Annotated in this window: 28 protein-coding genes; 12 read left to right on the forward strand and 16 right to left on the reverse strand. The window is 62.8% G+C overall.

What is annotated here, in order from left to right:
• The first annotated feature begins 33 nt into the window (after nt 1-33).
• The 5 genes from JQ628_RS07570 (at nt 34) to JQ628_RS07590 (ending at nt 3,222) form a co-directional block, all read left to right on the forward strand.
• Nucleotides 34-633: a GNAT family N-acetyltransferase gene (locus tag JQ628_RS07570; protein ID WP_212221493.1), complete on the forward strand. Its 600-nt coding sequence runs from the start codon at nt 34-36 to the stop codon at nt 631-633.
• An 11-nt stretch (nt 634-644) separates the two neighbouring features.
• Nucleotides 645-815 (forward strand): hypothetical protein, encoded by a 171-nt coding sequence (locus tag JQ628_RS07575; RefSeq protein ID WP_212221495.1) that lies wholly within the window; start codon nt 645-647, stop codon nt 813-815.
• Nucleotides 816-887: 72 nt separating this feature from the next.
• The gene (locus tag JQ628_RS07580) at nt 888-1,277 is read left to right on the forward strand and encodes a RidA family protein (protein WP_212221497.1); all 390 of its coding nucleotides are present in this window, start codon (nt 888-890) and stop codon (nt 1,275-1,277) included.
• 88 nt (nt 1,278-1,365) lie between these two features.
• Nucleotides 1,366-2,808, forward strand: a complete 1,443-nt coding sequence (locus JQ628_RS07585) for a homospermidine synthase (protein WP_212221499.1) — start codon at nt 1,366-1,368, stop codon at nt 2,806-2,808.
• Between the two features lie 141 nt (nt 2,809-2,949).
• Nucleotides 2,950-3,222 carry a hypothetical protein gene (locus JQ628_RS07590; protein ID WP_212221501.1) on the forward strand — a complete coding sequence of 91 codons (273 nt, stop codon included), beginning with the start codon at nt 2,950-2,952 and terminating at the stop codon, nt 3,220-3,222.
• A gap of 108 nt (nt 3,223-3,330) precedes the next feature.
• Here the strand turns inward: JQ628_RS07590 and JQ628_RS07595 are convergent, their stop codons facing one another.
• From JQ628_RS07595 to JQ628_RS07645, 11 genes are all read right to left on the reverse strand, one after another.
• Entirely contained in the window at nt 3,331-4,071 is a 741-nt protein-coding gene (locus tag JQ628_RS07595; RefSeq protein WP_212221502.1) for an acetoacetate decarboxylase, read from the reverse strand.
• Between the two features lie 127 nt (nt 4,072-4,198).
• Complete coding sequence (locus tag JQ628_RS07600) at nt 4,199-4,534, reverse strand: hypothetical protein (protein ID WP_212221504.1); 336 nt, start codon at nt 4,532-4,534, stop codon at nt 4,199-4,201.
• 102 nt (nt 4,535-4,636) lie between these two features.
• Nucleotides 4,637-5,353: an MgtC/SapB family protein gene (locus JQ628_RS07605; protein WP_212221506.1), complete on the reverse strand. Its 717-nt coding sequence runs from the start codon at nt 5,351-5,353 to the stop codon at nt 4,637-4,639.
• Nucleotides 5,354-5,380: 27 nt separating this feature from the next.
• Nucleotides 5,381-6,397 carry a WD40 repeat domain-containing protein gene (locus JQ628_RS07610; protein ID WP_212221509.1) on the reverse strand — a complete coding sequence of 339 codons (1,017 nt, stop codon included), beginning with the start codon at nt 6,395-6,397 and terminating at the stop codon, nt 5,381-5,383.
• Complete coding sequence (locus tag JQ628_RS07615) at nt 6,397-7,449, reverse strand: CobW family GTP-binding protein (RefSeq protein ID WP_212221511.1); 1,053 nt, start codon at nt 7,447-7,449, stop codon at nt 6,397-6,399. Before JQ628_RS07615 ends, JQ628_RS07610 begins: the two co-directional genes overlap by 1 nt.
• A gap of 55 nt (nt 7,450-7,504) precedes the next feature.
• Nucleotides 7,505-8,374 carry a metal ABC transporter substrate-binding protein gene (locus JQ628_RS07620; RefSeq protein WP_212221512.1) on the reverse strand — a complete coding sequence of 290 codons (870 nt, stop codon included), beginning with the start codon at nt 8,372-8,374 and terminating at the stop codon, nt 7,505-7,507.
• Nucleotides 8,375-8,576: 202 nt separating this feature from the next.
• The gene (locus JQ628_RS07625; RefSeq protein ID WP_212221514.1) at nt 8,577-9,446 is read right to left on the reverse strand and encodes a metal ABC transporter permease; all 870 of its coding nucleotides are present in this window, start codon (nt 9,444-9,446) and stop codon (nt 8,577-8,579) included.
• 5 nt (nt 9,447-9,451) lie between these two features.
• Nucleotides 9,452-10,210 carry a metal ABC transporter ATP-binding protein gene (locus tag JQ628_RS07630; RefSeq protein ID WP_212221516.1) on the reverse strand — a complete coding sequence of 253 codons (759 nt, stop codon included), beginning with the start codon at nt 10,208-10,210 and terminating at the stop codon, nt 9,452-9,454.
• A gap of 2 nt (nt 10,211-10,212) precedes the next feature.
• Nucleotides 10,213-10,401, reverse strand: a complete 189-nt coding sequence (locus JQ628_RS07635) for a hypothetical protein (protein ID WP_212221518.1) — start codon at nt 10,399-10,401, stop codon at nt 10,213-10,215.
• A 626-nt stretch (nt 10,402-11,027) separates the two neighbouring features.
• Nucleotides 11,028-11,225, reverse strand: coding sequence for a zf-HC2 domain-containing protein (locus JQ628_RS07640; RefSeq protein ID WP_212221520.1), 198 nt, complete (start codon nt 11,223-11,225; stop codon nt 11,028-11,030).
• Between the two features lie 91 nt (nt 11,226-11,316).
• Nucleotides 11,317-12,039 (reverse strand): hypothetical protein, encoded by a 723-nt coding sequence (locus JQ628_RS07645; RefSeq protein WP_212221522.1) that lies wholly within the window; start codon nt 12,037-12,039, stop codon nt 11,317-11,319.
• A 228-nt stretch (nt 12,040-12,267) separates the two neighbouring features.
• On the opposite strand from JQ628_RS07645, the gene JQ628_RS07650 reads away from it, so the two are divergent.
• Nucleotides 12,268-12,648 (forward strand): hypothetical protein, encoded by a 381-nt coding sequence (locus JQ628_RS07650; protein ID WP_212221524.1) that lies wholly within the window; start codon nt 12,268-12,270, stop codon nt 12,646-12,648.
• 80 nt (nt 12,649-12,728) lie between these two features.
• Here the strand turns inward: JQ628_RS07650 and JQ628_RS07655 are convergent, their stop codons facing one another.
• The 3 genes from JQ628_RS07655 to JQ628_RS07665 form a co-directional block, all read right to left on the reverse strand.
• Complete coding sequence (locus JQ628_RS07655; RefSeq protein WP_212221526.1) at nt 12,729-12,944, reverse strand: hypothetical protein; 216 nt, start codon at nt 12,942-12,944, stop codon at nt 12,729-12,731.
• Nucleotides 12,945-13,206: 262 nt separating this feature from the next.
• Nucleotides 13,207-13,347 (reverse strand): hypothetical protein, encoded by a 141-nt coding sequence (locus JQ628_RS07660; protein WP_212221528.1) that lies wholly within the window; start codon nt 13,345-13,347, stop codon nt 13,207-13,209.
• A 194-nt stretch (nt 13,348-13,541) separates the two neighbouring features.
• Nucleotides 13,542-13,940, reverse strand: coding sequence for a RidA family protein (locus JQ628_RS07665; RefSeq protein WP_212221530.1), 399 nt, complete (start codon nt 13,938-13,940; stop codon nt 13,542-13,544).
• A gap of 336 nt (nt 13,941-14,276) precedes the next feature.
• Between JQ628_RS07665 and JQ628_RS07670 the strand changes: the two genes are divergently transcribed.
• The 3 genes from JQ628_RS07670 (at nt 14,277) to JQ628_RS07680 (ending at nt 16,755) form a co-directional block, all read left to right on the forward strand.
• Nucleotides 14,277-15,119, forward strand: a complete 843-nt coding sequence (locus JQ628_RS07670) for an ABC transporter substrate-binding protein (protein ID WP_212221532.1) — start codon at nt 14,277-14,279, stop codon at nt 15,117-15,119.
• A gap of 45 nt (nt 15,120-15,164) precedes the next feature.
• Nucleotides 15,165-15,605 carry a VOC family protein gene (locus tag JQ628_RS07675; RefSeq protein WP_212221534.1) on the forward strand — a complete coding sequence of 147 codons (441 nt, stop codon included), beginning with the start codon at nt 15,165-15,167 and terminating at the stop codon, nt 15,603-15,605.
• A 676-nt stretch (nt 15,606-16,281) separates the two neighbouring features.
• Nucleotides 16,282-16,755 carry a hypothetical protein gene (locus tag JQ628_RS07680; protein WP_349628033.1) on the forward strand — a complete coding sequence of 158 codons (474 nt, stop codon included), beginning with the start codon at nt 16,282-16,284 and terminating at the stop codon, nt 16,753-16,755.
• 38 nt (nt 16,756-16,793) lie between these two features.
• On the opposite strand, the gene JQ628_RS07685 is transcribed toward JQ628_RS07680, so the two are convergent.
• A complete protein-coding gene (locus JQ628_RS07685; protein WP_212221535.1) occupies nt 16,794-17,246 on the reverse strand; it encodes a universal stress protein in 453 nt (150 codons plus the stop codon).
• Between the two features lie 248 nt (nt 17,247-17,494).
• On the opposite strand from JQ628_RS07685, the gene JQ628_RS07690 reads away from it, so the two are divergent.
• The gene (locus JQ628_RS07690; RefSeq protein ID WP_212221537.1) at nt 17,495-18,331 is read left to right on the forward strand and encodes a hypothetical protein; all 837 of its coding nucleotides are present in this window, start codon (nt 17,495-17,497) and stop codon (nt 18,329-18,331) included.
• Nucleotides 18,332-18,363: 32 nt separating this feature from the next.
• Here JQ628_RS07690 and JQ628_RS07695 read toward each other — a convergent pair whose 3' ends face one another.
• Nucleotides 18,364-19,014, reverse strand: a complete 651-nt coding sequence (locus JQ628_RS07695; protein ID WP_212221539.1) for a glutathione S-transferase family protein — start codon at nt 19,012-19,014, stop codon at nt 18,364-18,366.
• A gap of 345 nt (nt 19,015-19,359) precedes the next feature.
• Here JQ628_RS07695 and JQ628_RS07700 point away from each other — a divergent pair, with 345 nt between their 5' ends.
• Nucleotides 19,360-19,866: a nuclear transport factor 2 family protein gene (locus tag JQ628_RS07700; protein WP_212221541.1), complete on the forward strand. Its 507-nt coding sequence runs from the start codon at nt 19,360-19,362 to the stop codon at nt 19,864-19,866.
• 321 nt (nt 19,867-20,187) lie between these two features.
• A complete protein-coding gene (locus JQ628_RS07705; RefSeq protein ID WP_212221543.1) occupies nt 20,188-20,901 on the forward strand; it encodes a hypothetical protein in 714 nt (237 codons plus the stop codon).
• Nucleotides 20,902-21,243: the final 342 nt, after the last annotated feature.

Here is a 21,243-nt window from a genome sequence, read left to right on the forward strand (position 1 = left end):
TCACCCGCCGTTGGCAGTGAGGACTGACGTGCCATGACTGCTTTGCGGAAGATCCCTGTTGCCCTCACCCCGAAAACCGCTCCGTTCGCGATCCGTGCGGAGCGGGCTTCGGACGTCGTCGCGCGCGAAGCGCTGCTGGATGCCTGCTTTGGCGAAAACCGCCATACGCGCACCTGCCAGCGCCTGCGCGACGGACGGGCGCCCGCCGAGGGCCTTGCCCTGTCGGCGGTTCGCGAGGGCCGGCTGATCGGAACCGTCCGGTTGTGGCACGTCAGCGCCGGGGGCATCCCGGCGCTCGTGCTCGGCCCGCTCGCGGTTGAGGCCAACTCCCGCAAGCTTGGCGCCGGAGCCGCGCTGATGGACCACGCGCTCGCGGCGGCGAAGGCGCGTGGCCATCGCGCGGTGCTCCTTCTGGGCGATGCGCCCTACTACGCCCGCTTCGGCTTCTCGGCGGCGAAGACCGCCGAGTTGTCGCTGCCGGGCCCGTTCGAGCGCGACCGCCTGCTGGCGGTCGAGTTCGCCGAGGGCGCGCTCGACGGCGCCTGGGGCATGATCGTGCCGACCGGCGCGCCGGCGTCGAAGCCCAGGGCCCTGCGCGCAAGGAAGGCGCTACAGCCGGTTCTGGCGGCTTGAGCGGCACGGCCATGCCCGAGAGCTTTCCCGTCCCAAGCAATGGCGTGCGTCCCCGCTTCCGCGGCATCATCAGCACGGTCCTCTTGATCCTGATCTCGGTCATGATCGTCAGGGACATCCTGGTGCGCCGCTGGACGCAGCCCTCACCGCCGGCTTCCGGCGTGACAGAGCGTTCCCGCTGATATAGCTGGGACACGCGCAATCGGCGCGAAGAGTTCGCAAATCCCGCCCCGCCCCCAGGAATGGAGGTACCGATGCCACGCCGTCTTGTTTCCACCGGATCGCCCTTTGAAAAGGCTGCCGGGTACAGCCGCGCCGTCCTCGACGGCGAGTGGGCCTTCGTTGCGGGCACCACCGGCTACGACTACGCCACCATGACCATTCCGGGCGATGTCACAAGCCAGGCACGAAACTGCTTTAGGACCATCGAGGCCGCCCTGAAGGAAGGCGGCTTTGCGATGACCGATATCGTGCGTGCGACCTATTACATCACCGACATTGCGGATGCCGAACCTTTCCTCGCGGTCTGCGGCGAAGTCTTCCGTGACATTCGCCCGGCCACCACCCTCCTGGTGGTCGCGGGTCTCTACAAGCCCGAGATGAAATGCGAGATCGAAGTGACCGCAAAACTGCGTTCCGATTGATCCAGGTTCGCCGCCCGGCGGACTCTCTCGGCCGGCCGGCATCCGATCACCGTATCCTCCACCCTGCCCGTTCTCCTGGAGTAAATTGATGAGCCCCTCCTCGCAGATCCACGCGAAAATTTCCGGCCCCATCGTCATGGTCGGCTTCGGTTCGATCGGCAAAGGCACATTGCCGATGATCGAGCGGCATCTCGATTACGACAAGTCGCGCATCACCGTCATCGATCCCAAGGACGAGGGTCGCAAGGCGCATTGCGAGAAGCACAATGTACGCTTCATCCAGAAGGGCGTGACCAGGGACAATTACCGCGAGTTGCTGACCCCGCTGCTCACCGAGGGCGGCGGCCAGGGTTTTTGCGTCAATCTCTCGGTCGACACCGGCTCCACCGACATCATGGAGCTCTGCAACGAACTGGGCGCTCTCTACATCGACACCGTCAACGAGCCCTGGCTCGGCTTCTATTTCGACGCCTCGAAGGGCCCGGAGGCGCGCTCCAACTACGCCCTTCGCGAAGTGACGCTGGCCGCCAAGAGGGCGCGCCCGGCGGGCTCGACCACGGCCGTCTCCTGCTGCGGCGCCAATCCCGGCATGGTCTCCTTTTTCGTCAAGCAGGCGCTGCTCAACGTCGCCGCCGACCTGAAGCTCAATGCCCCCAAGCCGAAGACCAAGGCAGAATGGGCGGATTTGATGCGGCAGGCTGGCATCAAGGGCATCCACATCGCCGAACGCGACACCCAACGCTCCAGGTCGCCGAAAGAGCCTGACGTCTTCGTCAACACCTGGTCGGTGGAAGGCTTCCTGTCTGAAGGCGTGCAGCCGTCCGAACTCGGCTGGGGCACCCATGAGAAATGGATGCCCGAGAATGCGCGTACCCATGAAGCCGGCTGCGGCGCAGCCATCTATCTGATGCAGCCCGGCGCCAATACGCGCGTACGTACCTGGTGCCCGACCCGCGGCGCACAGTATGGCTTCCTCGTCACCCACAACGAGTCGATCTCGATCTCCGATTATTTCACGGTGCGTGACGCATCTGATACGGCGATCTATCGGCCGACCTGCCACTATGCCTATCATCCGGCCGACGATGCGGTGCTGTCGCTGCATGAAATGTTCGGCCGCGCGGCGAAGATGCAGGAAAAGCACCACATCCTCGATGAGAACGAGATCGTCGACGGCATCGACGAACTCGGCGTGCTGCTGTTCGGCCATGACAACAATGCCTACTGGTACGGCTCGCAGCTTTCCATCGAAGAGACCCGCAAGCTCGCGCCCTATCAGAACGCCACCGGTCTGCAAGTGACTTCCGCCGTGCTCGGCGGCATGGTGTGGGCGCTGGAAAACCCGAACGAAGGCATCGTCGAAGCCGACGAGATGGATTTTGATCGTTTGCTGGAAATCCAGATGCCCTATCTCGGACCGGTGAAGGGTTACTACACCGACTGGACGCCGCTCACCGACCGGCCGGGACTGTTTCCGGAAGACATCGACACCTCGGATCCGTGGCAGTTCCGGAATATTCTGGTGCGGTGATTCGTCGGGGAACTGCGGTCGCGCGATTTGTTGCCGCAACCACACAATCCACAACTATGCAAACGGCGGTGATGACGCACGCGTCACCACCGCGTTATGATTCGGCTTGGTAGGTGATGTGATTCACCGGGCGGGAATGCAATGAAAAATACGTGGTCGCTTCTCAATCCGTTCAGCCAGAATCAGGAGCCGGCCAAACAGGCCAGAGCTTCCAGCATGCGGCTCGCCAGCCGAAATGCGACGCGGGCGACGCCGGTCTGCTCGACCTGCCGCTCTGACGACATCATCGCGCATGCCACGATCCAGTGGAGCAACGAATCCCAGGATTGGGAACTGGCCAGCACGTTTGGCCGTCCGACGCATTGCAATCAGTGCAACTGCGCCTGCGAGATCACCTGGCTGCCGCTGAACTGATTCCGAAGGAATCATCCCGGAATGCGCGCCGAGCGCATATCCGGGATCTCGAAATGCGAGGCCCGAGATTCCGGGTTCATCGCTGCGCGATGCCCCCGAATGACTTCGTCACTTCGCCAGATAATCGAACGCTACCGTTCCTAGGCCCAGCGTCAGGTCGGTCCTGAAATGCACCGCGGAGACCACTTCGCGCACCGGCAGGCGCGCGACATCGGCCAGTGCGTGTGGAAATAGCCCGAGCGCGGCCGGGCCGGTCCAGGCTTCCTTCAGCGTGATGTCCTCGAGATAGTAGCGGACCAGCTCGCAGATCCGCGGGCTGCCGTCGACATGCGGGATGATCTTCAGCATGAAGTTCGGCGCCTTCAACGATTTCAGCAGCGTGTCATGATCGACAGAGCGGTGCTTGTAGCCCATGGTGGCGCTGACGCAGAGCACCGAGCCGTAATGCAGCGTGCCGACCAGCACGTCGCTCTCGATCTCGATCTTCGGCCGCGCCAGCTTTTTTGGAAATCCCCACAGCTCGCGGCCGCCGGCGATCGGGCCTTCGTCGTCCAGATACATCGAGTGGACGTAGCTGCCCTCTTCGCCCCTGAAGCGCACCGGGATCACCTGACCGGTCTCGGTGTAGTCGCCGAAGCCGGTGGAATCGGGCATGCGGATGAATTCGTATTTGACGATGGGATCGGTGACCTCGAGCGGCTCCGGCACCACGGCGGCGAGCGCTTCGGGATCGGTCCGGTAGGTGATGACGAAAAATTCGCGGTTGAAGAATCGATACGGCCCCGGCGGGAAGGCCGGGTTGGTCAGCGGCATGGAATAGGCGGTTCGCCTGACGTCGTCGATTTTCATGGACTGCCCCTGTTGTCGCGCGATGGTGCGATTATGGGGCAACCGGGCGCGGCGGGCGAGGCTGCAATATCGGGGCGACCGTCAAATCAACGTCATGTGTCGTCATCCGCGACGCGCCAAACCGGGATCACCGCTCCTTGATCGGCGGCGCGGTCTTTTCGGCGGGCGCCGGCGGCAAAGCGGGCTGGGCGCCGGATTTTTGCGCATCCGCATCCGGGCGCGCGGGCTGCGGGGCCGGCGTGGTCGGACGCTCGCCACCGGGCTTTGACTCGGCAGGTTTTTCGTTCGTTGGAGTTGCACCAGGTGTCGACTGCGCAGGCTGCGTCGCCTGCGCCATCTCTCTCGGATTGTCGGCGGAAATCTCGCGTAACGACAGGCCCGCGATCACCAGTCCCGCCACGACCATCGCAGCGGCGATCAGCAACTGCGTCTTGTAAGCATTCTCGCTGTCATCGACGGGCATGTTTTTTCACCGCGAACTTGTTCGCGATATCAACGGATTTGATCGGGCAAGGTTCCCGCTTTGCCCGCGAGGGAATAGCGTGAACGCGTCCGGAAGGCGCCCCTAGTCGGCGGTGTTGACTTCCCAGGTGGCGTGGCGAACGCCGCTCTGCTTCTGCATCTCGAGCGCCACTGCATTGAGCTCGTTCGGGTCCGCGGCGGTCGGCACCAGCTTGGCGACGATCTCGAGCTGGCCGTCGCCGATCTCGGCCACTTCGACATCGGCGACCGGATAGTGGGCCGCCTCCAACTGTTCGACGAGGCGATCGCGCATCGCCGGCAGTGCATGCGAGGTCACGGCGAGCTTGAAATAATAGGTTGCTTCGGTGGCTTTCTCGTTGAGCGGAATGCGATTGATGGCGTTGACCAGCGGCCGCAGCAGCGTGTTGCCGGCGAGCACGAAAATCGTCAGCGCGGCCGCCTGCGCGACCATGTCTGCGCCGGCGCAGGAGCCGACGGCGGCCGAAGCCCACAGCGTCGCCGCGGTGTTGAGGCCGCGCACGTCCATGCCCTGTTTCATGATGACGCCGGCGCCAAGAAAGCCGATGCCGGACACCACATAGGCGATCACGTGGACGCCGCCGTGCGTGCCGTTAAGGTGCATGGCGAGATCGACAAAGGCGGCCGCGCCCACCGCCACCAGCACGTTGGTGCGAAGGCCCGCGGTGCGCTGGCGGTATTGCCGCTCGGCACCAATCAGCGTTGCGAGCACGAAGGCGACGCCGAGGCTGACCAGCGTGTCGAGAAAATCGCCGAGTTGGAAAGTCGTCAGGAATTTCATGAACGCCCCCGGATGCCCGACGATCTACTACAATTCCAGAAGGCCGCCGTCACCATCCTCCGCCGAAAATGCCAGCAGTGTGCCCTTGGCGTTCCAGGCCAGCGCCGCGACCGGCGTGCCGACATTCCGCCGCACCAGGATCTCCGCGCCGTCCTCCAGCCGCACCATCAGCACGGTGCCGTCGCCGTAGCCGCAGGCGAGGATGTCGTTCTTCGGATGGCAGGCGACCACGGTGACCTTTGTCTGCAAGGGCGCCAGCATCGCGGGCTCCTTGCCCATCGGCCCGTCCTTGCTGGCGAACGGCCAAACGATCACGGTATCCGCGCCCGACGTTGCCAGCCCCTTGCCGCCGGCGCTCCATGACATCGACCGGACGCGGCCGGGATAGCCGCTCATGCGCATGTGCCTGTTATCCGCGAGCCGCCAGCCATGCAGCGCCGGCTCGTGCATCGCGGTGACCAGGAATTTGTTGTCGGGGCTGAAGGTGACAGCGAGATGCGAGCCGGCCCATTCCAAAAATTCGGGTTTTGCCGCCATGTTGGGAAACCACAGCGTCACACCATTGTAATGGGCGACCGCAAGCCGCAGGCCCTTGGGTGCGAACGCCAGCCCGCCGACGGTCGAGGGCGCATCGAAGGATTTTTCCTCCGCCTTGCCGCTGCGAACAAACGCGGTCTTGCCGGCCGACCACGCGAACGCGCCATCGGGATGCAGCGCCACGCTGTCGATCCAGCGCCGCTTGGCGTCGGTCGCCAACGTCGTGACTTCGCCCTTGGCGCTGAGCGCATTCACCTTGCCGTCGTCGCCACCGGTGACGATGCGCTTTCCATCCGAGACCGAGCACAGGATGGCGCCGCCGTGAACAGCGACTTGCGAGATGTCGCCGTCGGCATCGACGACAGCGACATTCTCCTCGGCGCCGACGAAGCAGGCGCGCTCGCCGAGGAAATGCACGGAGGACACGCCCATGCCGAGCGCGAGCGGCCGCACGCGGTCGGTCACCGAGACGATGGAGGCGGACTCGCCGGGGTCGAAATCAGTCATCACGAGGTGATGCAGTCCGCAAAGCCGTCGCGGATCAGTTGCTCCGGCAATTCGCGGCCGATGAAGACAACGCGGCTCTCGCGCGGCTCGCCGTCCTTCCACTTCCGCTGATGATCGCCTTCCAGCATCATGTGCACGCCCTGGAAGACGTAGCGGTCGTCATCGTCGGTGAAGGCCAGAATGCCCTTCGATCGCAAAATCTTCTGGCCCTCGCTGGCGACGAGGTTTTGCAGCCACGGCATGAACTTTGTCGGATCGAGCGGCTTGTCCGTCCGCAGCGACAGCGATTGCATGTCTTCGTCGTGGTAATGCTTCAGGCCGCCATGGCTGTGGCTGTGGCCATGCCCGTGATCGTGGTGATGATGATCATGGTCGTGGTGGTGATGATCGTGATCGTCGCCGGCTTCCAGAAATTCCGGTTCGATCTCCAGGATGCGGTCGAGATCGAACGCGCCGCGCTCCAGCACGTCAGACAGCGCCACCTTGCAGCGCTCGGTGCGATGCAGCTTGGCGTAAGGATTGATGCCGCGAATACGCGCCTCGACCTCGGCGAGTTCGGGCTTCGAGACGAGGTCGGTCTTGTTCAGCACGATGACGTCGGCGAACGCGATCTGGTTCTTGGCTTCGGGCGCATCCTTCAGGCGATCGCTCAGCCATTTGGCGTCGGCGACGGTCACGACCGCATCGAGCCGGGCGTTCTTCTGCACGTCCTCGTCGACGAAAAACGTCTGCGCCACCGGCGCCGGATCGGCGAGACCCGTGGTCTCGACGATGATGGCGTCGAACTTGCCCTTGCGCTTCATCAGCCCGTCCATGATGCGCACGAGATCGCCGCGCACGGTGCAGCAGACGCAGCCATTGTTCATCTCGAACACCTCTTCATCGGCGCCGATGATGAGGTCGTTGTCGATGCCGATCTCGCCGAATTCGTTGACGATGACTGCGTATTTCTTGCCGTGGTTCTCCGACAGGATGCGGTTGAGCAGCGTGGTCTTGCCGGCGCCGAGATAGCCCGTCAGCACGGTCACGGGAATTTTTTGCAGGTCAGACATAAGAACTCCAGAAACGGAATTGGGGCGCTCAAGCCGGCGGGGGTGGCCCCCTGCATTAAGCGCCGAGCGCGCGCGTCAGGGCCTTTATATTGTGCCTTACCATGTCAATGTAAGTGGGGGCATCGCCCTTTTCGCCGGTCAGACTGTCCGAATAGAGGGTCCCGCCGACCCTGGCGCCGGTCTCCTCCGAGATGCGCCGGATCAGCCGGGGATCGCTGATATTTTCGAGAAAAACCGCCGGAATTTTTGCCGATTTGATCTGGGTGATGATGGCAGCGATATCGCGGGCGCTCGGCTCGGATTCGGTCGAGACCCCCACCGGCGCGATGAACTGGATGCCGTAGGCCGCGGCGAAATAGCCGAAGGCGCTGTGCGTCGAGATCACCTTGCGGCGCCCTTCCGGAATTTTCGCGGTGGCCTCGCGGACGTCGCGGTCGAGCGCATCTAGTTTTGCCGAGTAGGCCTCTGCGTTGGACTTGAAAAATTCGGCGTCGGCAGGACTGGCCGCGCTGAGCGCGACGTGGACGTTGGCGACGTAGATTTTTGCGTTGGCGACGGACTGCCAGGCGTGCGGGTCGGCATCGGAGCCATATTTCAGCGGCGTAATGCCGTTCGTCGCGGTGACGATGGCGGCTTTTTTTCCGGCGGATTTTACCAGCCGCGGCAGCCAGCCTTCCATGCCGAGCCCGTTGACGAACACGAGTTTGGCGTCGGCGACCTTCCTGGCGTCGGCCGGCGACGGCGAATAGACGTGCGAGTCGCTGTCGGGGCCGACCAGGGTCGTGACATTGACACGGTCGCCGCCGACGTTCTTTACGAAGTCGCCGAGGATCGAGAAGCTGGCGACGACGTTCATGCGCTCCTGCGCGTGCGCGGGAGCGATGGCGGCGATGCATAACAGGCCGATTAACAAGACAAGCCGCATTGGTTTATCGATCCAGATTGGTCCCGCAGCCCATCCTTCGAGACGCCCGCCGGTGGCGGGCTCCTCAGGATGAGGACCTGTTGCGCGGCGATGAGGGCCTGTTACGCAGCGAACACTTGGACCCTCATGGTGAGGAGCGCCGCTTGCGACGCGTCTCGAACCATGGAGGCCGGCCAACATATGCGATACCAAATTCATCGCTCTATGCCTCCAGATGGCGGCCGGGGAACAACTGCCGTACCAAGCCGCTGACGCTGCCGAACAGCAGCGAGATGACGTAGAGCCCGGCTGCGACCAGGATGATCGCGGGGCCGGAGGGGATGCGGGTCTGGAACGAGAGCACCAGCCCGGCGTAGCCCGCCACCATCGCGCTCAGCACGGCGATGCAGATCATGCCGGTGATGTCGCGCGACCAGAAGCGAGCGATGCCGGCGGGCAGGATCATCAGGCCGACGGCCAGCAATGTGCCGAGCGCGTGAAAGCCGTTGACGAGATTGACGACGACGAGCGCGAGGAAGGCGAGATGCGCCGGGGCGCCGGCGCGGCTGACGGTGCGCAGGAATACGGGATCGACGCATTCGATCACGAGGGGGCGATAGATCACCGCCAGCACCAGCACCGTGATGGTGGCGTTGAAGGCGATGACGAACAGGGTCTGGTCGTCCATCGCGAGGATGTTGCCGAACAGCACGTGCAGCAGGTCGATATTGGTGCCCTTGATCGAGACGATGGTCACGCCCAGCGCCAGCGACACCAGATAGAAGGTGGCGAGCGCGGCATCTTCCCGCAGCTCCGTGGTGCGCGCGACGACGCCCGACAGGATCGCGACGGCAAAGCCTGCGATCAATCCACCCGCGGTCATCGCGAACAGGTTGAGGCCCGACAGCAGGAAGCCGATGGCCGCGCCCGGCAGGATGGCATGGGCCATGGCGTCGCCGACGAGGCTCATCCGCCGCAGCATCAAAAACACGCCGATCGGCGCGCCGGCGAGCGAGAGCGCGATCACCGCGGCGAGCGCGCGGCGCATGAATTCGAATTCGGTGAACGGCGCGATCAGCGCATCGTGGATCATCGGCGTCAGGCAGCGCGTGAGGACATATCGTCCACGGCGCAGGCGGCGGCGCGGTCGTCAAAGGCTTCGCACATCCGCATCGCCACCAACAGGTTTTCCGAGGTCAGGACCTCCGGCGTCGCGCCCCACGCCACCGGCCCGCGCGCCAGCAGCAGCGTGTCGGGGAAATGGCTGCGCACGGTGTCGAGATCGTGCAGCGCGGCCAGCACCGTGCGTCCCTCGCCGTGCCAGTGCCGCACGAGTGCCAGCAGGTCGGCCGAGGTTTTGGCGTCGATGGCGTTGAAGGGCTCGTCGAGCACGATCAGCCGCGCATCCTGGAGCAGCACGCGCGCGAACAGCATGCGCTGCATCTGGCCGCCCGAGAGCGTGCCGATCGGGCGGTTCTCAAAGCCGTTGAGGCCGACGGCTGATAGCGCTTCCGCAATGCGGTCGCGCTCGCGCTTGCCCATGCCGCCGAAAAAGCCGGTCATGCGCCACAGCCCGGTGCCGACGAAATCGAACACCGAGATCGGGAAGCTGCGGTCGATGTCGGCCGTCTGCGGCAGATAGGCGATGTCGCGGAATTTCAGCCCGCCCAGCGAGATCGATCCCGACAGCGGCTTCAAGATGCCGGCGATGCCGCGGAACAGCGTCGACTTGCCGGCGCCGTTCGGGCCGATCACGGCGAGCAGCGCGCCGGAGGCGACCTCGCCGTTGAGATGATGCACGGCCGGATGGCGGTCATAGCCCAGCGTGACGTCGCGGAATTGCAGTTGCGCGGCCATGCTCACCTCATCGCCAGCCAGACGATGCCCCACAGGCCGGCGCTGACCGCAAGCGCCGCGGCGAGGCGCGAGAGCACCGGCATCCGCAGGATCGACCAGTGCGTGGTCTGCGCCGGATGCGGGGAAGCCGGGCCGTGGCTGTGGGCATGGCCGTGATGGTGGTCGTGGCTGTGGGAATGAGAGTGAAGCATCCAAATATGTTATATTATAACATTACGGAAGTCCACGCGGACTGACACAGCTTCGCGATCTCGCGGCCGGTTTCGCCCGAGCTTTTGCATCGAATTCTCGCGCCTTCAAGGAGGGCGCGGGGAAGGCCGGGTGCACGCCGCACCCGAGGTCTCGTGCGCTGTGCTTGCGCAACAAAGAAATGCACACGAGCATACAGGTGAAGCGGAGGCAGTCCGGCCTTCCCTGCGCAATGGGTTTACGGCTTATGGCGCGCTCTCCCCGGTGAACGGCTCTTTTGCCACCGTCGCTCCGCGGGTTGCCCCGCAAAACTTGACGCCAGCACCGCGGCGCCAGGACCACACGCTTTTGCCGTCCGCTACGGTCACGCCTCGTCAGTCGTGCCGTCAGCGGCCACCGCATCCCACCGCACGTTTCGTGACGATCGCGAGCCGCCCCTCTTGTCGGGTGGGACGGGCGGAGTTGTACATTGATTTGGGATGAGAACAAAAGGGGAATATTTTTGTGGGAGGGGCTGGACCTAGGGGTGGCGTGATTTGGCCGGCGGGTGGCGCAGGGGGTGGTGGTCTGCCTCGGCTGCCGGGGAGCACTCCCTTCACGCGGAAGCGGTCCAAGGTTCGGGAGGGTCCTAGTTTGAATTTTCGCCGTCTTCTAATGTCCACAGGCGTTTCAGCAAGCCCTTCAGGTCAGCGTGGCAAGTCTCAAGGTGTTCACGGATTCCAGCTCGTTCTTCGGGGGAAAGGCGACCGGCGAGATCAATCCAGTCTAATTGCATCGAAGTGCGAAGCGTCTCGATGTCACGCAACAGCTTTTCAGTTTCGGTCATGTTGCCTTCGCTCTCCGTTCCGTCACGATTGCCGCCCGCACCGCATCCAAGTCAGCAAGAGTAAGGTAATGTTTTTGGAAGTGCGGTGAAGCTAATACGAGTCATTATGTTGGAAGCACAATTCCGCGTTAGCGGCATCCATATTTGCACCCGAAAATGACCAGCAGTATCGCGTACATCTCTGTGCCCCAAAGACATCTTTGTAATGGAGCGCACCCCAATAAACGAGAACGTAGTCGCCGCCTTTTTTGACGAGATCGACTTGCTCCTGAGATACGCCAGCAAATCCCTTGATGGTGAAATTCGATTCCTGCTGCGGAAAAAGGGTAAAGGTGTTCACAACTGCAGGCGCCGGCGTGCAATGCACGGGACCGAATTGTTGGCCTCTATTCAAAACAGCAATTGCGGGCGGTGCCATAAAGAGGTCCACAGCGGGAGTCAGACCGAAGTTCTTTCTCGTGATTTTCAGCGCCTGCTGGGGAGTACCGAAGTTCTCTAGTCCCTGTTGAACGACCCCAACGTAGGCCTTTAGCTGTCTCGTTTCTGTATCTCGCGCAACGGCAAGCTGCTCTTGACCGGTTTTCGCTTGATCACCAGCGTGCTTGGTCTGAAATACGCCCGCGATGAGTAGTCCAATCGTCAAGGCAATGTTGATGGCGACGCCGATCGCCAGAAAAACCTCAATTCGAAATCTGGTACCGTTTCGTCTTTCGTTTGCGGTCTGATCGGCTTGATATGACGAAACAAACTCTTTCAGGGTGCGATTCAAGGCGGAGGTTTCCTCCGCTGTGCTGCCAACCTTTTTATCCGCCACCAGCCACCCCCTCCCTAGTATAGCTGTTGCAAGCTACAACCAGAGTCAGGACGCGGTAAAGGCTAGCAAGCCAACCCAGGGGCTCTAATCGACCGTGGAAAACCGTGAGATATCCGCGAGGAGTTTGACCTCCACATGGGAAAGTCTAGCTCGTAGCGTAATCCGCCTTCCGTGTTAGGCTCATAGATGGCGGATTGCGCTATCGCTACCGCCCTGCGAACTGCGAAGATGCTACTGTATGTGGTCCCGATGCATCAGGTTGTTGCAATCCTCGCATTCCTAGTTTGCTACGTTATTGGATTTCAGATCGCATTGGCCGGACCCGGCAATCACGATGTGTTCGGGTGGGCTCTTTTGTTCGGGGTTGCCTTGAGCATTCCTTCGCTCTTTTTCGTCGGCCTTTCATATCTTCTGTTTATGCTGATCCGCTGGTGGGCCACCGTATTGCTTTCGGTAACTGCAATTGGAGTTTATGCTTATACATCGGGCCTTCTTTCAGAAGGCTGGAACATGGCATTTGCGGTAGTTATCGCAACTATCGTCTATCAGCTCGTTCTACTGCTATTGAGCCACGAAAAGCGGCCAGCCCGTAGCCATAAGGCGGATTAGCGCAGCGTAATCCGCCTCCCCTGTTGGCCCGCGTAGACGGCGGAGTACGCTATCGCAATCCGCCGTACGCGCTTGTCGCTCTACTTCGCCTTTATGCCGGAGTCGCGTTGATTTTTCTTGTATAGCTCGCGGTCGGCGGCACTGACCTGGCCCAACATGAACGGAGCTGCGGGACCTGTGGTCGTGGCGGCGGCAGCAGCAGGTGCTGCCTTCGGCTTCGCCGCTTTCTTGGCGGCCAAAGCGGCAGAGGTGGAGACAGCGAGGATAGCAAAACCAACAAGAATTACTTTCTTCATGCTCAGCTCCCTGCGTTGGAAAAGGACGCGCCGGCAGTCGAGCACAAAGCTCGCATCACGGCAAGCTGATGCCGAAGAGAGATGGCTCGCAGAGCGGATTGGCGTAGCGCAATCCGGCTCTCCCGCTAGCGCAAAGATGGCGGATTACGCTGCGCTAATCCGCACTACGGACTACGGACTGCTTTCGAGGGCCGAGCGGACATGATCTCGACGATCGGCGACGTCGGCAAATGGCTCGAAGCGGAAGTCACCCGTCCGCGATTCAAAACAGATAGAAGGTCCCGATCAGCAGGCCCGCGGCAAAGGACCAAAGCCCCAGGGTGCAGGCGGACACGAGGCGCACCAGGGTGCGAACCTGCACCTCGAACTCCTCATCCGTTTTCTCATGGAAGCGAGCTGTCATTGGCGCTGCCCTGCCTAGCAGGCACGGGCCGGATGTATGTACAAATCATGGTGAACGTGGGGCATTCACCGCCACAGCGATCACGATTGTTATCAGGATTGGGGCTCTCGCGCAGACATTCGGCTGCACCTGGACCGGTGCCGTCAGTCGCACAAGTGGCGGATTACGCTATTCGCTGATCCGCCCTGCGCGCTTCAGCTCCCGCCGAGATAGGCGACGGCTTCGATCTCCACCAACACTTCCGGTTTCGCAAGAGAGCGCACTTCCACCAGCGTGGAAGCGGGAAAATCGCCGGTGAAGAACTCGCGGCGCGCTCGCCAGACCTCGGTGTTTTTCGTGATGTCGACGACGTAGATCGTCATCTTCACCAGATTGTCCATCGTCCCGCCGGCCGCCTTGATGATGCGATCGATGCGGGAAAATATCTGCCTCGCCTGTTCGTATTCATTCTCTCCAACCATTTCCGTCCCGCCTTCGAAGGGACGCGCTACCTGGCCGGAGATGTACAGCGTGTCGCCGGCGCGTATGGCGTTCGACCACAGGCCGGGGCCGGCCTCGGCTACATCGGGGACGGGCAGCTTGGTCCTGGGCACGGCATTCCTCCCGTGAAATTATCGGATGCGTTTCGCCATCGGCTTATCGCAAATATCGGCAAGCCCGTCGCGGCTCCTTTGGCCGTTACGGACATCCACTTCGGCCGATGTAGGCGCCAGCGGACATGGGCCCCTAACGCCCAAAGGGCCTCGTATAAGCCCATCAAAACCGATATTATTTTTCGATCCTGAGCATTGGGGTAGACAATGCATCGCCGTCAATTTCTGCTAGTTTTTGCCGCAACGACAGTAACGCCTCAACTCGCAGCACAGGCACAGCCGACCGGCCGACTTTACCGCATTGGAATAATCGAACCGATACCGGCGCAACTCAACATGACCAACCTCGCTGCCTTGCGGCGTGGGCTGGAAGAACTTGGATATGCCGAGGGACGCAATTTCGTCTTTGACTATCGGTCGGCAGACGGCAATGCAGCGCTCTACCCCGGCCTTGTGGCCGAAGTGATCGGCCGCAATCCCGACCTGATCGTCGCCCGCGGCACACCAGCCGCGCTTGCCGTCAAGCGGGCGACGCGTACGATTCCCGTCGTCATGATCGTCGGCGAGCCGCTGCTCGTGGTCGACAGCCTTGCGCGGCCAGGCGGCAACATCACGGGCTTGAGCGGCGTGCAGCCCGAGCTTGAAGCCAAGCGAATGGAATTGCTCAAGGAGATCGCGCCTTCGACCACCGGCATCGCCGCGCTTCTCAACATGGGCAATCCTGTCACCGCACCGCAGCTGGAGGAGCTCAAGAAGGGAGCGCAGGCCCGAGGGTGGCGCTTTCGGTTGTTCGACGTGCGCAAGCGCGAGGACATCGAGCAGGCCTTTGCTGCGCTCGACAGGAGTTCGGACGCGATCATCGTAGGACTTGAGGCACTGACCCAGGCACACCGCGGTTTGATCGCGGATCTTGCCGCAAAGGGTCGGCTGCCGGCCATCTACGGTGGCCGGGAGTTTGTCGAAGCAGGCGGGCTGATTTTCTATGGGCCAAGTTTCCCCGATGTATATCGCCGGGCAGCGACTTACGTTGACAGAATCCTCAAAGGCGCAAAGCCTGCCGATCTGCCGGTCGAGCAACCGACCAAGTTCGAGATGATGATAAACCTCAGGGCTGCAAAGGCGATTGGCCTCGAGGTGCCGCCGTTGCTCCAGCAGCGTGCTGACGAGGTGATTGACTGACAAGCGCGCGGCCGCGTGCTGGCGTTGCTGACAGGGAGTGGCAGGATGATACTCAATCCGGATCATGTGACGATCGCGGTGGCGGACGCCGGCCCGGCGATCGCGTTCTTCGCGCTGCTTGGCTTCCGAAAGGATCACGTCGCGACGATCGACGGCGGCGTTCCCGCCCGCTACATGGGCATGCCAGCCATGAAGGCGCAGCACATCACCCTCGTGCTCGAAGGCGCGGATCCTCATTTCGAGATCCAATTGCTCGAATTCGATCCGCCCCCGGGGAGCGATCCCGGTGCGCACCCGACCAATCTGCGACAACTGGGCTTCAATCACCTCGCGTTCCGCGTCGACGACATCGAGGCTGTTACCGCGCACCTCGTGGCCAACGGCGTAACCATGCTGAGCGAGGAGATGGACTACATCAGCCGAAAGCTGCGGCTGTTCGAGGGACCCGAGGGCATCACCTTCGAGCTGGTGCAGCGGGACGACTGAAAACGCTTCCGACCAGCTCGCAAAGGCGGATTTGGCGCGTGCCGGCGTTCCGCGCGGCGTAGTGCTGCCATTAACTATCGCAGCGCTTTTCGCGGCGATCGCGCGACGCTTAATGCGCATTTAAGCTTTCTGCACGACAGCTAGTCGACCAGCGCAAATATCATCACGCAGCAAGAATTGCGGGCGGAGCCAGCCTCCTGGGGAGGATCGCTTGAGAACGCTTTGTGCTGTCGCACTGGCAGCGGCCCTGACCGGCTGTAGCAGTCAACCACCCCTGCATGTGCAAGCGGCCGCCGAATCCCGCGGCACGAACGGATCTACCCGCTTCGAACGGACGGCTGAGCCGACGATCAGGCTGGCGACATTCAGGACCACATCGCCGGCCGCCGGCACCAGATCCGCAGGTGCGCGCAGGACGGAAAAGCCGTCGTCTGCTCACGCCCGGCCTACCCCCCGGCCCAAGGCTCCACCCAAGGCTCGCCTCGCAGCAACGAAGTCGACGACGATCGCGGCAAAGGCCGAGCGGGCGACCGCCCGCATCCCGCTCCCGCGGAGTTCGCCGAAAACACAACGCCCCGGCAACGCGACTGAATCCGGAACGACCGACGACAACAATGCCGCGCGGAATCGCACAGCCGGCCGTGCCAATTCCGATACCAGAACGACCGAGGCGCGGGTGGCGGCCGCCACTGCGCTGGCCGAGCGTGTGACGGCTGCGACCGCTTCCGCCGCGCCGGACAAGAAGACCGACAGCACGGAGGGGTCCGGCCGCCTGGAAACGGCGATGTATGGCGCTATCGAAAAGCCCGGATCCGCGCCGGCCTACAGCAGGGAGCTCCCGGTCGCGGTCCTGATGGCTCGCCAGGACATGACATCAATATCCGATCTGGCCGACAGGACGATTGCGATCGACGACATGTATTCCGCCTCCAATAGGGCGATCAGCACGGCGCTTGGCGCGGCGGGAGCGCCTTCCGTCCAGCTCAGCGAGGGTCAGGGGACGGCGATCAATCGGCTGCTCGACGGAGAGGTATCGGCCGCCGTCGTGGCGCTGGTGTCGGCAGAAGCGGCACGGGGGTTTCCCGAAATCCCGGGCTTCCGGATCTTCCGCATTCCGCTTTCGGCGGCTTCCGTGAAGGCACGGCCGTAGAACTCGTGTAAGGCCCTACGCACGTTTCCGGATCATGCCTAGTGCACGACCAGCACCGGCACGCTGCCGTCCACCAGGACCTCCGATGTCTGACTCCCCAAGAACAGCTTCCGGAGGCCGCGACGCCCATGAGAGGCCATGACGATCAAGTCGCAGCCTCTGGACTTTGCTGTTTGGATAATCGCCGTGGCCGGATGCGCATTCGGGATATGCAGGAGCTCCACCGGTGTCCCGATCTTCTCTGCCATGACTCGCGCGTCGTGGAGCACCTTGCCCGCATGTTCTTCGCAGGCTGCATCGTAGCGATCAAACTCTTCCTGTGAAGGCATCCATCCGCCGGCATGTCCGCTGCCGTAGTCGACCGGCAGCGCTTCCGTCACGGTGATGACGGTCACCTTGGCATTCAGGGCCTTGGCCAGGGCAATCCCGTGCTCGATGCCTTTTTTCGCGATATCCGATCCATCCGTGCTCAAGAGGATATTGGCGTACATTCGGGACTCCCTTGCTCGTCGAACATTTCTCTCAAGAGCGCTCCTTGCCCATCATGGTCCGGTCGCCGCCATCCGTCCACGGGCAATCTCGAAGCGCATGGGGCGGATTGTGCTACCCTCCGCGTCGCCCTTATCTCCATGATACGGCCATTCTTTGGATAAGACTGCACGGAGTACGGGGATAACCGACCTGACGGATGGTCGACCGCCACCGTATGGATGACATTGGACGGAAAAAGGAATCGCCAATGAACTCCACACCGGACCCGAAGGCAAGCGAGCCCCGGGATGCCTCAGTCGCACGCGGCGATGAGCGGCTCTCGCATGCCTACGAAGAGATCGTGCGCGCGGATGAGCAGCTCGCGCGCCTGAGTGAACAGGTGGCAAGAATGGAGCGCAATGCCGCGCGCGCGCCTTCGGCCGGGGTCAGCCTGAAATCGCCGCCCGGACGGCGACGGCTCGGCGCCCTCGTCGGCTTGCCACTGGCGGCGTGCATCGTCGTCGCTGCGCTCGCCTTGCATTCGTCCTATGGCGGCGGGGCCAGGCCGGTTGCCGCCCCCTCGCCGCCGCAGCTCGCTTCGATTCCCACCTTGCCGGCGGAAAAATCATTGCCGGCGGAAAATTCGCCGTTGCCTGCGCAGCCCGCTCTGCCGGCCGTGGCCGTGGCGGAGGCCGCAGCAGCGCCGGCAACGCCGGTGGCCCAGGCCGCTCCGCAAGACGCCGCGCCGGCAGCTACTCTGCCTACTCCGCCTGTAGCTACCGCAGCATCTCCCGATCACACACAATTGCTGGAAACGATGGCGCGCGATCTCGCAAATCTCCAGCGAAGCATCGAGCAGCTCAAGGCGACCCAGCAGCAATCAGCCAGCGACAACGCAAAAGAGATTGCGCAGCTCAAGGCGAGCCAGGAAGAGATGAAGCGCACTCTCGCGAAGGTTTCCGAGCAGAACCTGGCGAGGACATCAGCGCCTGCAACGCAGCCGGCTCCGGCCGTGCGCAAGCCCGAGCGGACGGTCCAGTCGCCGCGCCCGCGATCGCGGCCGCGAATCCCGAGGGAGGATTGGTACTACTACGACGATTGGTAGACGCCGATGCGGCGGGCCGCCCTGCGACCTCGTCAGCCGGTCGGCGCGGCGGTGAAAACCGCCAGTTGCGCAGCGAACGCACGCCTGAAGGCCGGCCGCGCTTCGCCGCGCGCGACATAGGCGGAGAGGTTTTGATATTCCTTCAGCAGACCCGACGCGTGCAGCCGGCGCAGCACGGACACCATCAGAAGATCGCCGGCGCTGAACGTGCCGTCGAGCCAGTCGGCTTCGCCGAGGTGAGCCGAGAGTTCGCGCAGACGGTGACGGATGCGATCCTTCACCATCGGCAGGCGCTGCTCGTACCAGCTCTCGTTGCGCTCGATGATCACGGCCGTTCCGAGATCGACGATCGGCGGCTCCATCGTGCTGACCGCGGCGAACATCCATGTGATGGCGCGCGCCCTCGCGTTTGCATCTGACGGCAGCAGGCCGGAATAATGCTGCGCGAGATGCAGCACGATGGCGCCCGACTCGAAGAGGGAGAGGTCGCCTTCCTGATAGGTCGGAATCTGCCCGAACGGATTCAGCGCGCGATGCGCCGATGCCTTCATCTCGCTGAACGAGACAAGGCGAACGTCGTACGGCCGGCCGACTTCCTCGAACGCCCAGCGAACGGGCATGTCGCGCGCCAGCCCCCTGCCGCGATCGGGCGAGCGTTCAAAGGCTGTGATGGTAGGGGACATGGGAGGCTCCGGGTGAGGCGCGACGCTGCCGAGGCCGGCATTCGGCGCTCGTCTTGTATCCCGAGGACGAACGGCCGGCACCGCTCCCGACAATCTGCTTCGTTTTCGCGAGATTTCCTGCGCGGGCTGATGTCACAAGGTGGTCTGCCGGTCGGCATGCGCGAACCGGCGCCGCTCACATCCGCGATGCCTGAGCGGACATCTTGTCGCTGTCTCCTGTCGCAATCTCCGCGGTTGCATTGTGCTAGTCAAACGCGGCGGCTCAATCCCACCAACGACGCGTTGGAGGCCGCCGCTGCCGCGGCGCAGACGACCCGTTCCATCACCGCGTGAAAGGAGTTACCCGTGACATATCATCTTGGTCTGCTTGTGGTGGCCGCCAGCCTCTTCCTTGCGAGCACCGTTTTGCCCGCGCAGGCAACGGCCGGCCCGCCGTCAGCGGAGGAAAGCAACAATCGTGCCCTGATCAGCCGCAGCTTCGATGCCTGGCGCGATGGAACCGGCGGTCCCTACGATCTGCTGGCCGAGGATGCCGTCTGGACCATCACCGGCAATTCGCTTGCGGCAAAAACATACCCGAGCCGCGAAGCCTTCATGAGCGAAGTCATCCGCCCGTTCAACGCGCGCATGCGCACCCGGCTCGTGCCGACCATGCGGCACCTCTACGCCGAGGGCAACACGGTGATCGCCTTCTTCGACGCCAAGGGCGAGACGCGCGACGGCCAGACCTATGTCAACACTTATGCATGGTTTCTGGAAATGAAGGACGGCCGCATTGTGCGGGCGCACGCCTTCTTCGATAGCAACGCCTTTGACGCGTTCTGGCGGCGCGTGACGCCGGAGGCGAAGTAGCAACCAGACAAGCTCGCAGCCCGGGCGGATCAGGCGGAGCCGTGATCCGCCCGATCCCTGGTGGCGGTTGACGCGATCGCCAATCCGCCCGTTGCGCCTGCGCGGCGCTCCGCAGCCCGCTCGGGTGAACGCCAAGCGGCAACCCGCGATAGAGCCGTCGCATGCGAATAACCGATAATTAATCATATAAGTCCATGATTTAGGACGAACTTGAATGGCCAATCGCGCGAGGGGCGTCGCTGGATCGTCCATGCGATAGCGCTTTGTTTGGCCGATCGGCGAGGGAAATGTTGCGACCGGGCTGACAGGTGGGGACCGCAGGTGGCCGAAGCACCGGAAAAGGATGGGCAAGGAGACAAGCAACCTGTTGCGGTTCAACAGGGAGTTTCGGGCCGCCGGACGGTGACGATGGTGTCCCTGGCCGCCCTGGCGATCATTGGCGCAGCCATTGCCAACTCCTTCCCGAAACTGGATCGCTTCGCCCTGCCGGATTTCGATCAGGTCTCGTTCCCGACATTCGATCTTTCGTCGTCATTGCCGAATTTCGATCACGTGTCCTTGCCGAATTTCTCCTGGCCGAATTTCTCCTTGCCGAATTTGTCCTGGGATTTCGTCTGGCCGAATTTCAATCGTACGGCGGCACTGCCTCCGCAAAAGGCGCCTCCACCCCCGATGCCGGATCCCGTCATCATCGCGGCGCTAACGGATATTCAGGTTGCGCAGCGGCAACAGGCCGCTGTATTGGCCTCGCTCACGGAGAGTTCGGCGATCCAGCAGTCGGATCTGAAAAGGATCTCCCGTCAGGTCACCTTGCTGACGGTGCAGGTGGATAGTCTTCGCGGCACGATGAGCCCGCTGACGACTTCCAGCATTCCGACTCCTTCCAGCACTCCGACTTCGAACGCCCGCGTGCGAATGGTGCGGACGTCGCGAAAAACCGCCCCTGCAACTCCTCCACTGCCCAAGCCTGTCGGCCCTGTTTCGGTCGGTGGCGCTCCGCTCGGCCCTGCGCCGGCAACGGGCGCGGGCGCGTGATCGCGCCCAGCAGGACGCTCGAATAGCGACCGCCGCCGGCCATTCAGTGGTTGCTAACGCGATGCCTGGGGCAGATCGGCCATTGCGGACCAGCGGTCGTCAAAATTCGCAGCCGGGGCCTGACCCGGATCAACCGTGGGCCCCTTTGACAGGGCCGAGCCGAAAAGGCCTTCGGCCCAAGGCGATTGCGACCAAGGCGAGTTCGACCGCATGGTGAACGCGGTTGCGGCGACAGCGACCAGAGCGACAGCCACGAACCCGGTAATCGTTCGATGCTTCGTCATCAGAACCTCCTGGTCCCCAAGAGCCTCCCTTAGTGTGAGTCATGAGAATTTCGGGAAG

The sequence above is a fragment of the Bradyrhizobium lablabi genome (assembly GCF_018129385.1).
GTDB classification, from domain to species: Bacteria; Pseudomonadota; Alphaproteobacteria; order Rhizobiales; family Xanthobacteraceae; genus Bradyrhizobium; species Bradyrhizobium lablabi_C.

Bases quoted from the DNA above. Each gene is read 5' to 3' on its own strand.
- JQ628_RS07575 (WP_212221495.1), top strand. From the start codon at position 645: ATGCCCGAGAGCTTTCCCGTCCCAAGCAATGGCGTGCGTCCCCGCTTC.
- JQ628_RS07600 (WP_212221504.1), bottom strand. From the start codon at position 4,534: ATGCCCGTCGATGACAGCGAGAATGCTTACAAGACGCAGTTGCTGATC.
- JQ628_RS07685 (WP_212221535.1), bottom strand. From the start codon at position 17,246: ATGTACGCCAATATCCTCTTGAGCACGGATGGATCGGATATCGCGAAA.
- JQ628_RS07625 (WP_212221514.1), bottom strand. From the start codon at position 9,446: ATGATCCACGATGCGCTGATCGCGCCGTTCACCGAATTCGAATTCATG.
- JQ628_RS07675 (WP_212221534.1), top strand. From the start codon at position 15,165: ATGATACTCAATCCGGATCATGTGACGATCGCGGTGGCGGACGCCGGC.
- JQ628_RS07650 (WP_212221524.1), top strand. From the start codon at position 12,268: ATGCTACTGTATGTGGTCCCGATGCATCAGGTTGTTGCAATCCTCGCA.
- JQ628_RS07695 (WP_212221539.1), bottom strand. From the start codon at position 19,014: ATGTCCCCTACCATCACAGCCTTTGAACGCTCGCCCGATCGCGGCAGG.
- JQ628_RS07585 (WP_212221499.1), top strand. From the start codon at position 1,366: ATGAGCCCCTCCTCGCAGATCCACGCGAAAATTTCCGGCCCCATCGTC.
- JQ628_RS07595 (WP_212221502.1), bottom strand. From the start codon at position 4,071: ATGAAAATCGACGACGTCAGGCGAACCGCCTATTCCATGCCGCTGACC.
- JQ628_RS07690 (WP_212221537.1), top strand. From the start codon at position 17,495: ATGAACTCCACACCGGACCCGAAGGCAAGCGAGCCCCGGGATGCCTCA.
- JQ628_RS07670 (WP_212221532.1), top strand. From the start codon at position 14,277: ATGACCAACCTCGCTGCCTTGCGGCGTGGGCTGGAAGAACTTGGATAT.
- JQ628_RS07615 (WP_212221511.1), bottom strand. From the start codon at position 7,449: ATGTCTGACCTGCAAAAAATTCCCGTGACCGTGCTGACGGGCTATCTC.
- JQ628_RS07660 (WP_212221528.1), bottom strand. From the start codon at position 13,347: ATGACAGCTCGCTTCCATGAGAAAACGGATGAGGAGTTCGAGGTGCAG.
- JQ628_RS07620 (WP_212221512.1), bottom strand. From the start codon at position 8,374: ATGCGGCTTGTCTTGTTAATCGGCCTGTTATGCATCGCCGCCATCGCT.
- JQ628_RS07590 (WP_212221501.1), top strand. From the start codon at position 2,950: ATGAAAAATACGTGGTCGCTTCTCAATCCGTTCAGCCAGAATCAGGAG.
- JQ628_RS07635 (WP_212221518.1), bottom strand. From the start codon at position 10,401: ATGCTTCACTCTCATTCCCACAGCCACGACCACCATCACGGCCATGCC.
- JQ628_RS07605 (WP_212221506.1), bottom strand. From the start codon at position 5,353: ATGAAATTCCTGACGACTTTCCAACTCGGCGATTTTCTCGACACGCTG.
- JQ628_RS07610 (WP_212221509.1), bottom strand. From the start codon at position 6,397: ATGACTGATTTCGACCCCGGCGAGTCCGCCTCCATCGTCTCGGTGACC.
- JQ628_RS07580 (WP_212221497.1), top strand. From the start codon at position 888: ATGCCACGCCGTCTTGTTTCCACCGGATCGCCCTTTGAAAAGGCTGCC.
- JQ628_RS07570 (WP_212221493.1), top strand. From the start codon at position 34: ATGACTGCTTTGCGGAAGATCCCTGTTGCCCTCACCCCGAAAACCGCT.
- JQ628_RS07655 (WP_212221526.1), bottom strand. From the start codon at position 12,944: ATGAAGAAAGTAATTCTTGTTGGTTTTGCTATCCTCGCTGTCTCCACC.
- JQ628_RS07640 (WP_212221520.1), bottom strand. From the start codon at position 11,225: ATGACCGAAACTGAAAAGCTGTTGCGTGACATCGAGACGCTTCGCACT.
- JQ628_RS07630 (WP_212221516.1), bottom strand. From the start codon at position 10,210: ATGGCCGCGCAACTGCAATTCCGCGACGTCACGCTGGGCTATGACCGC.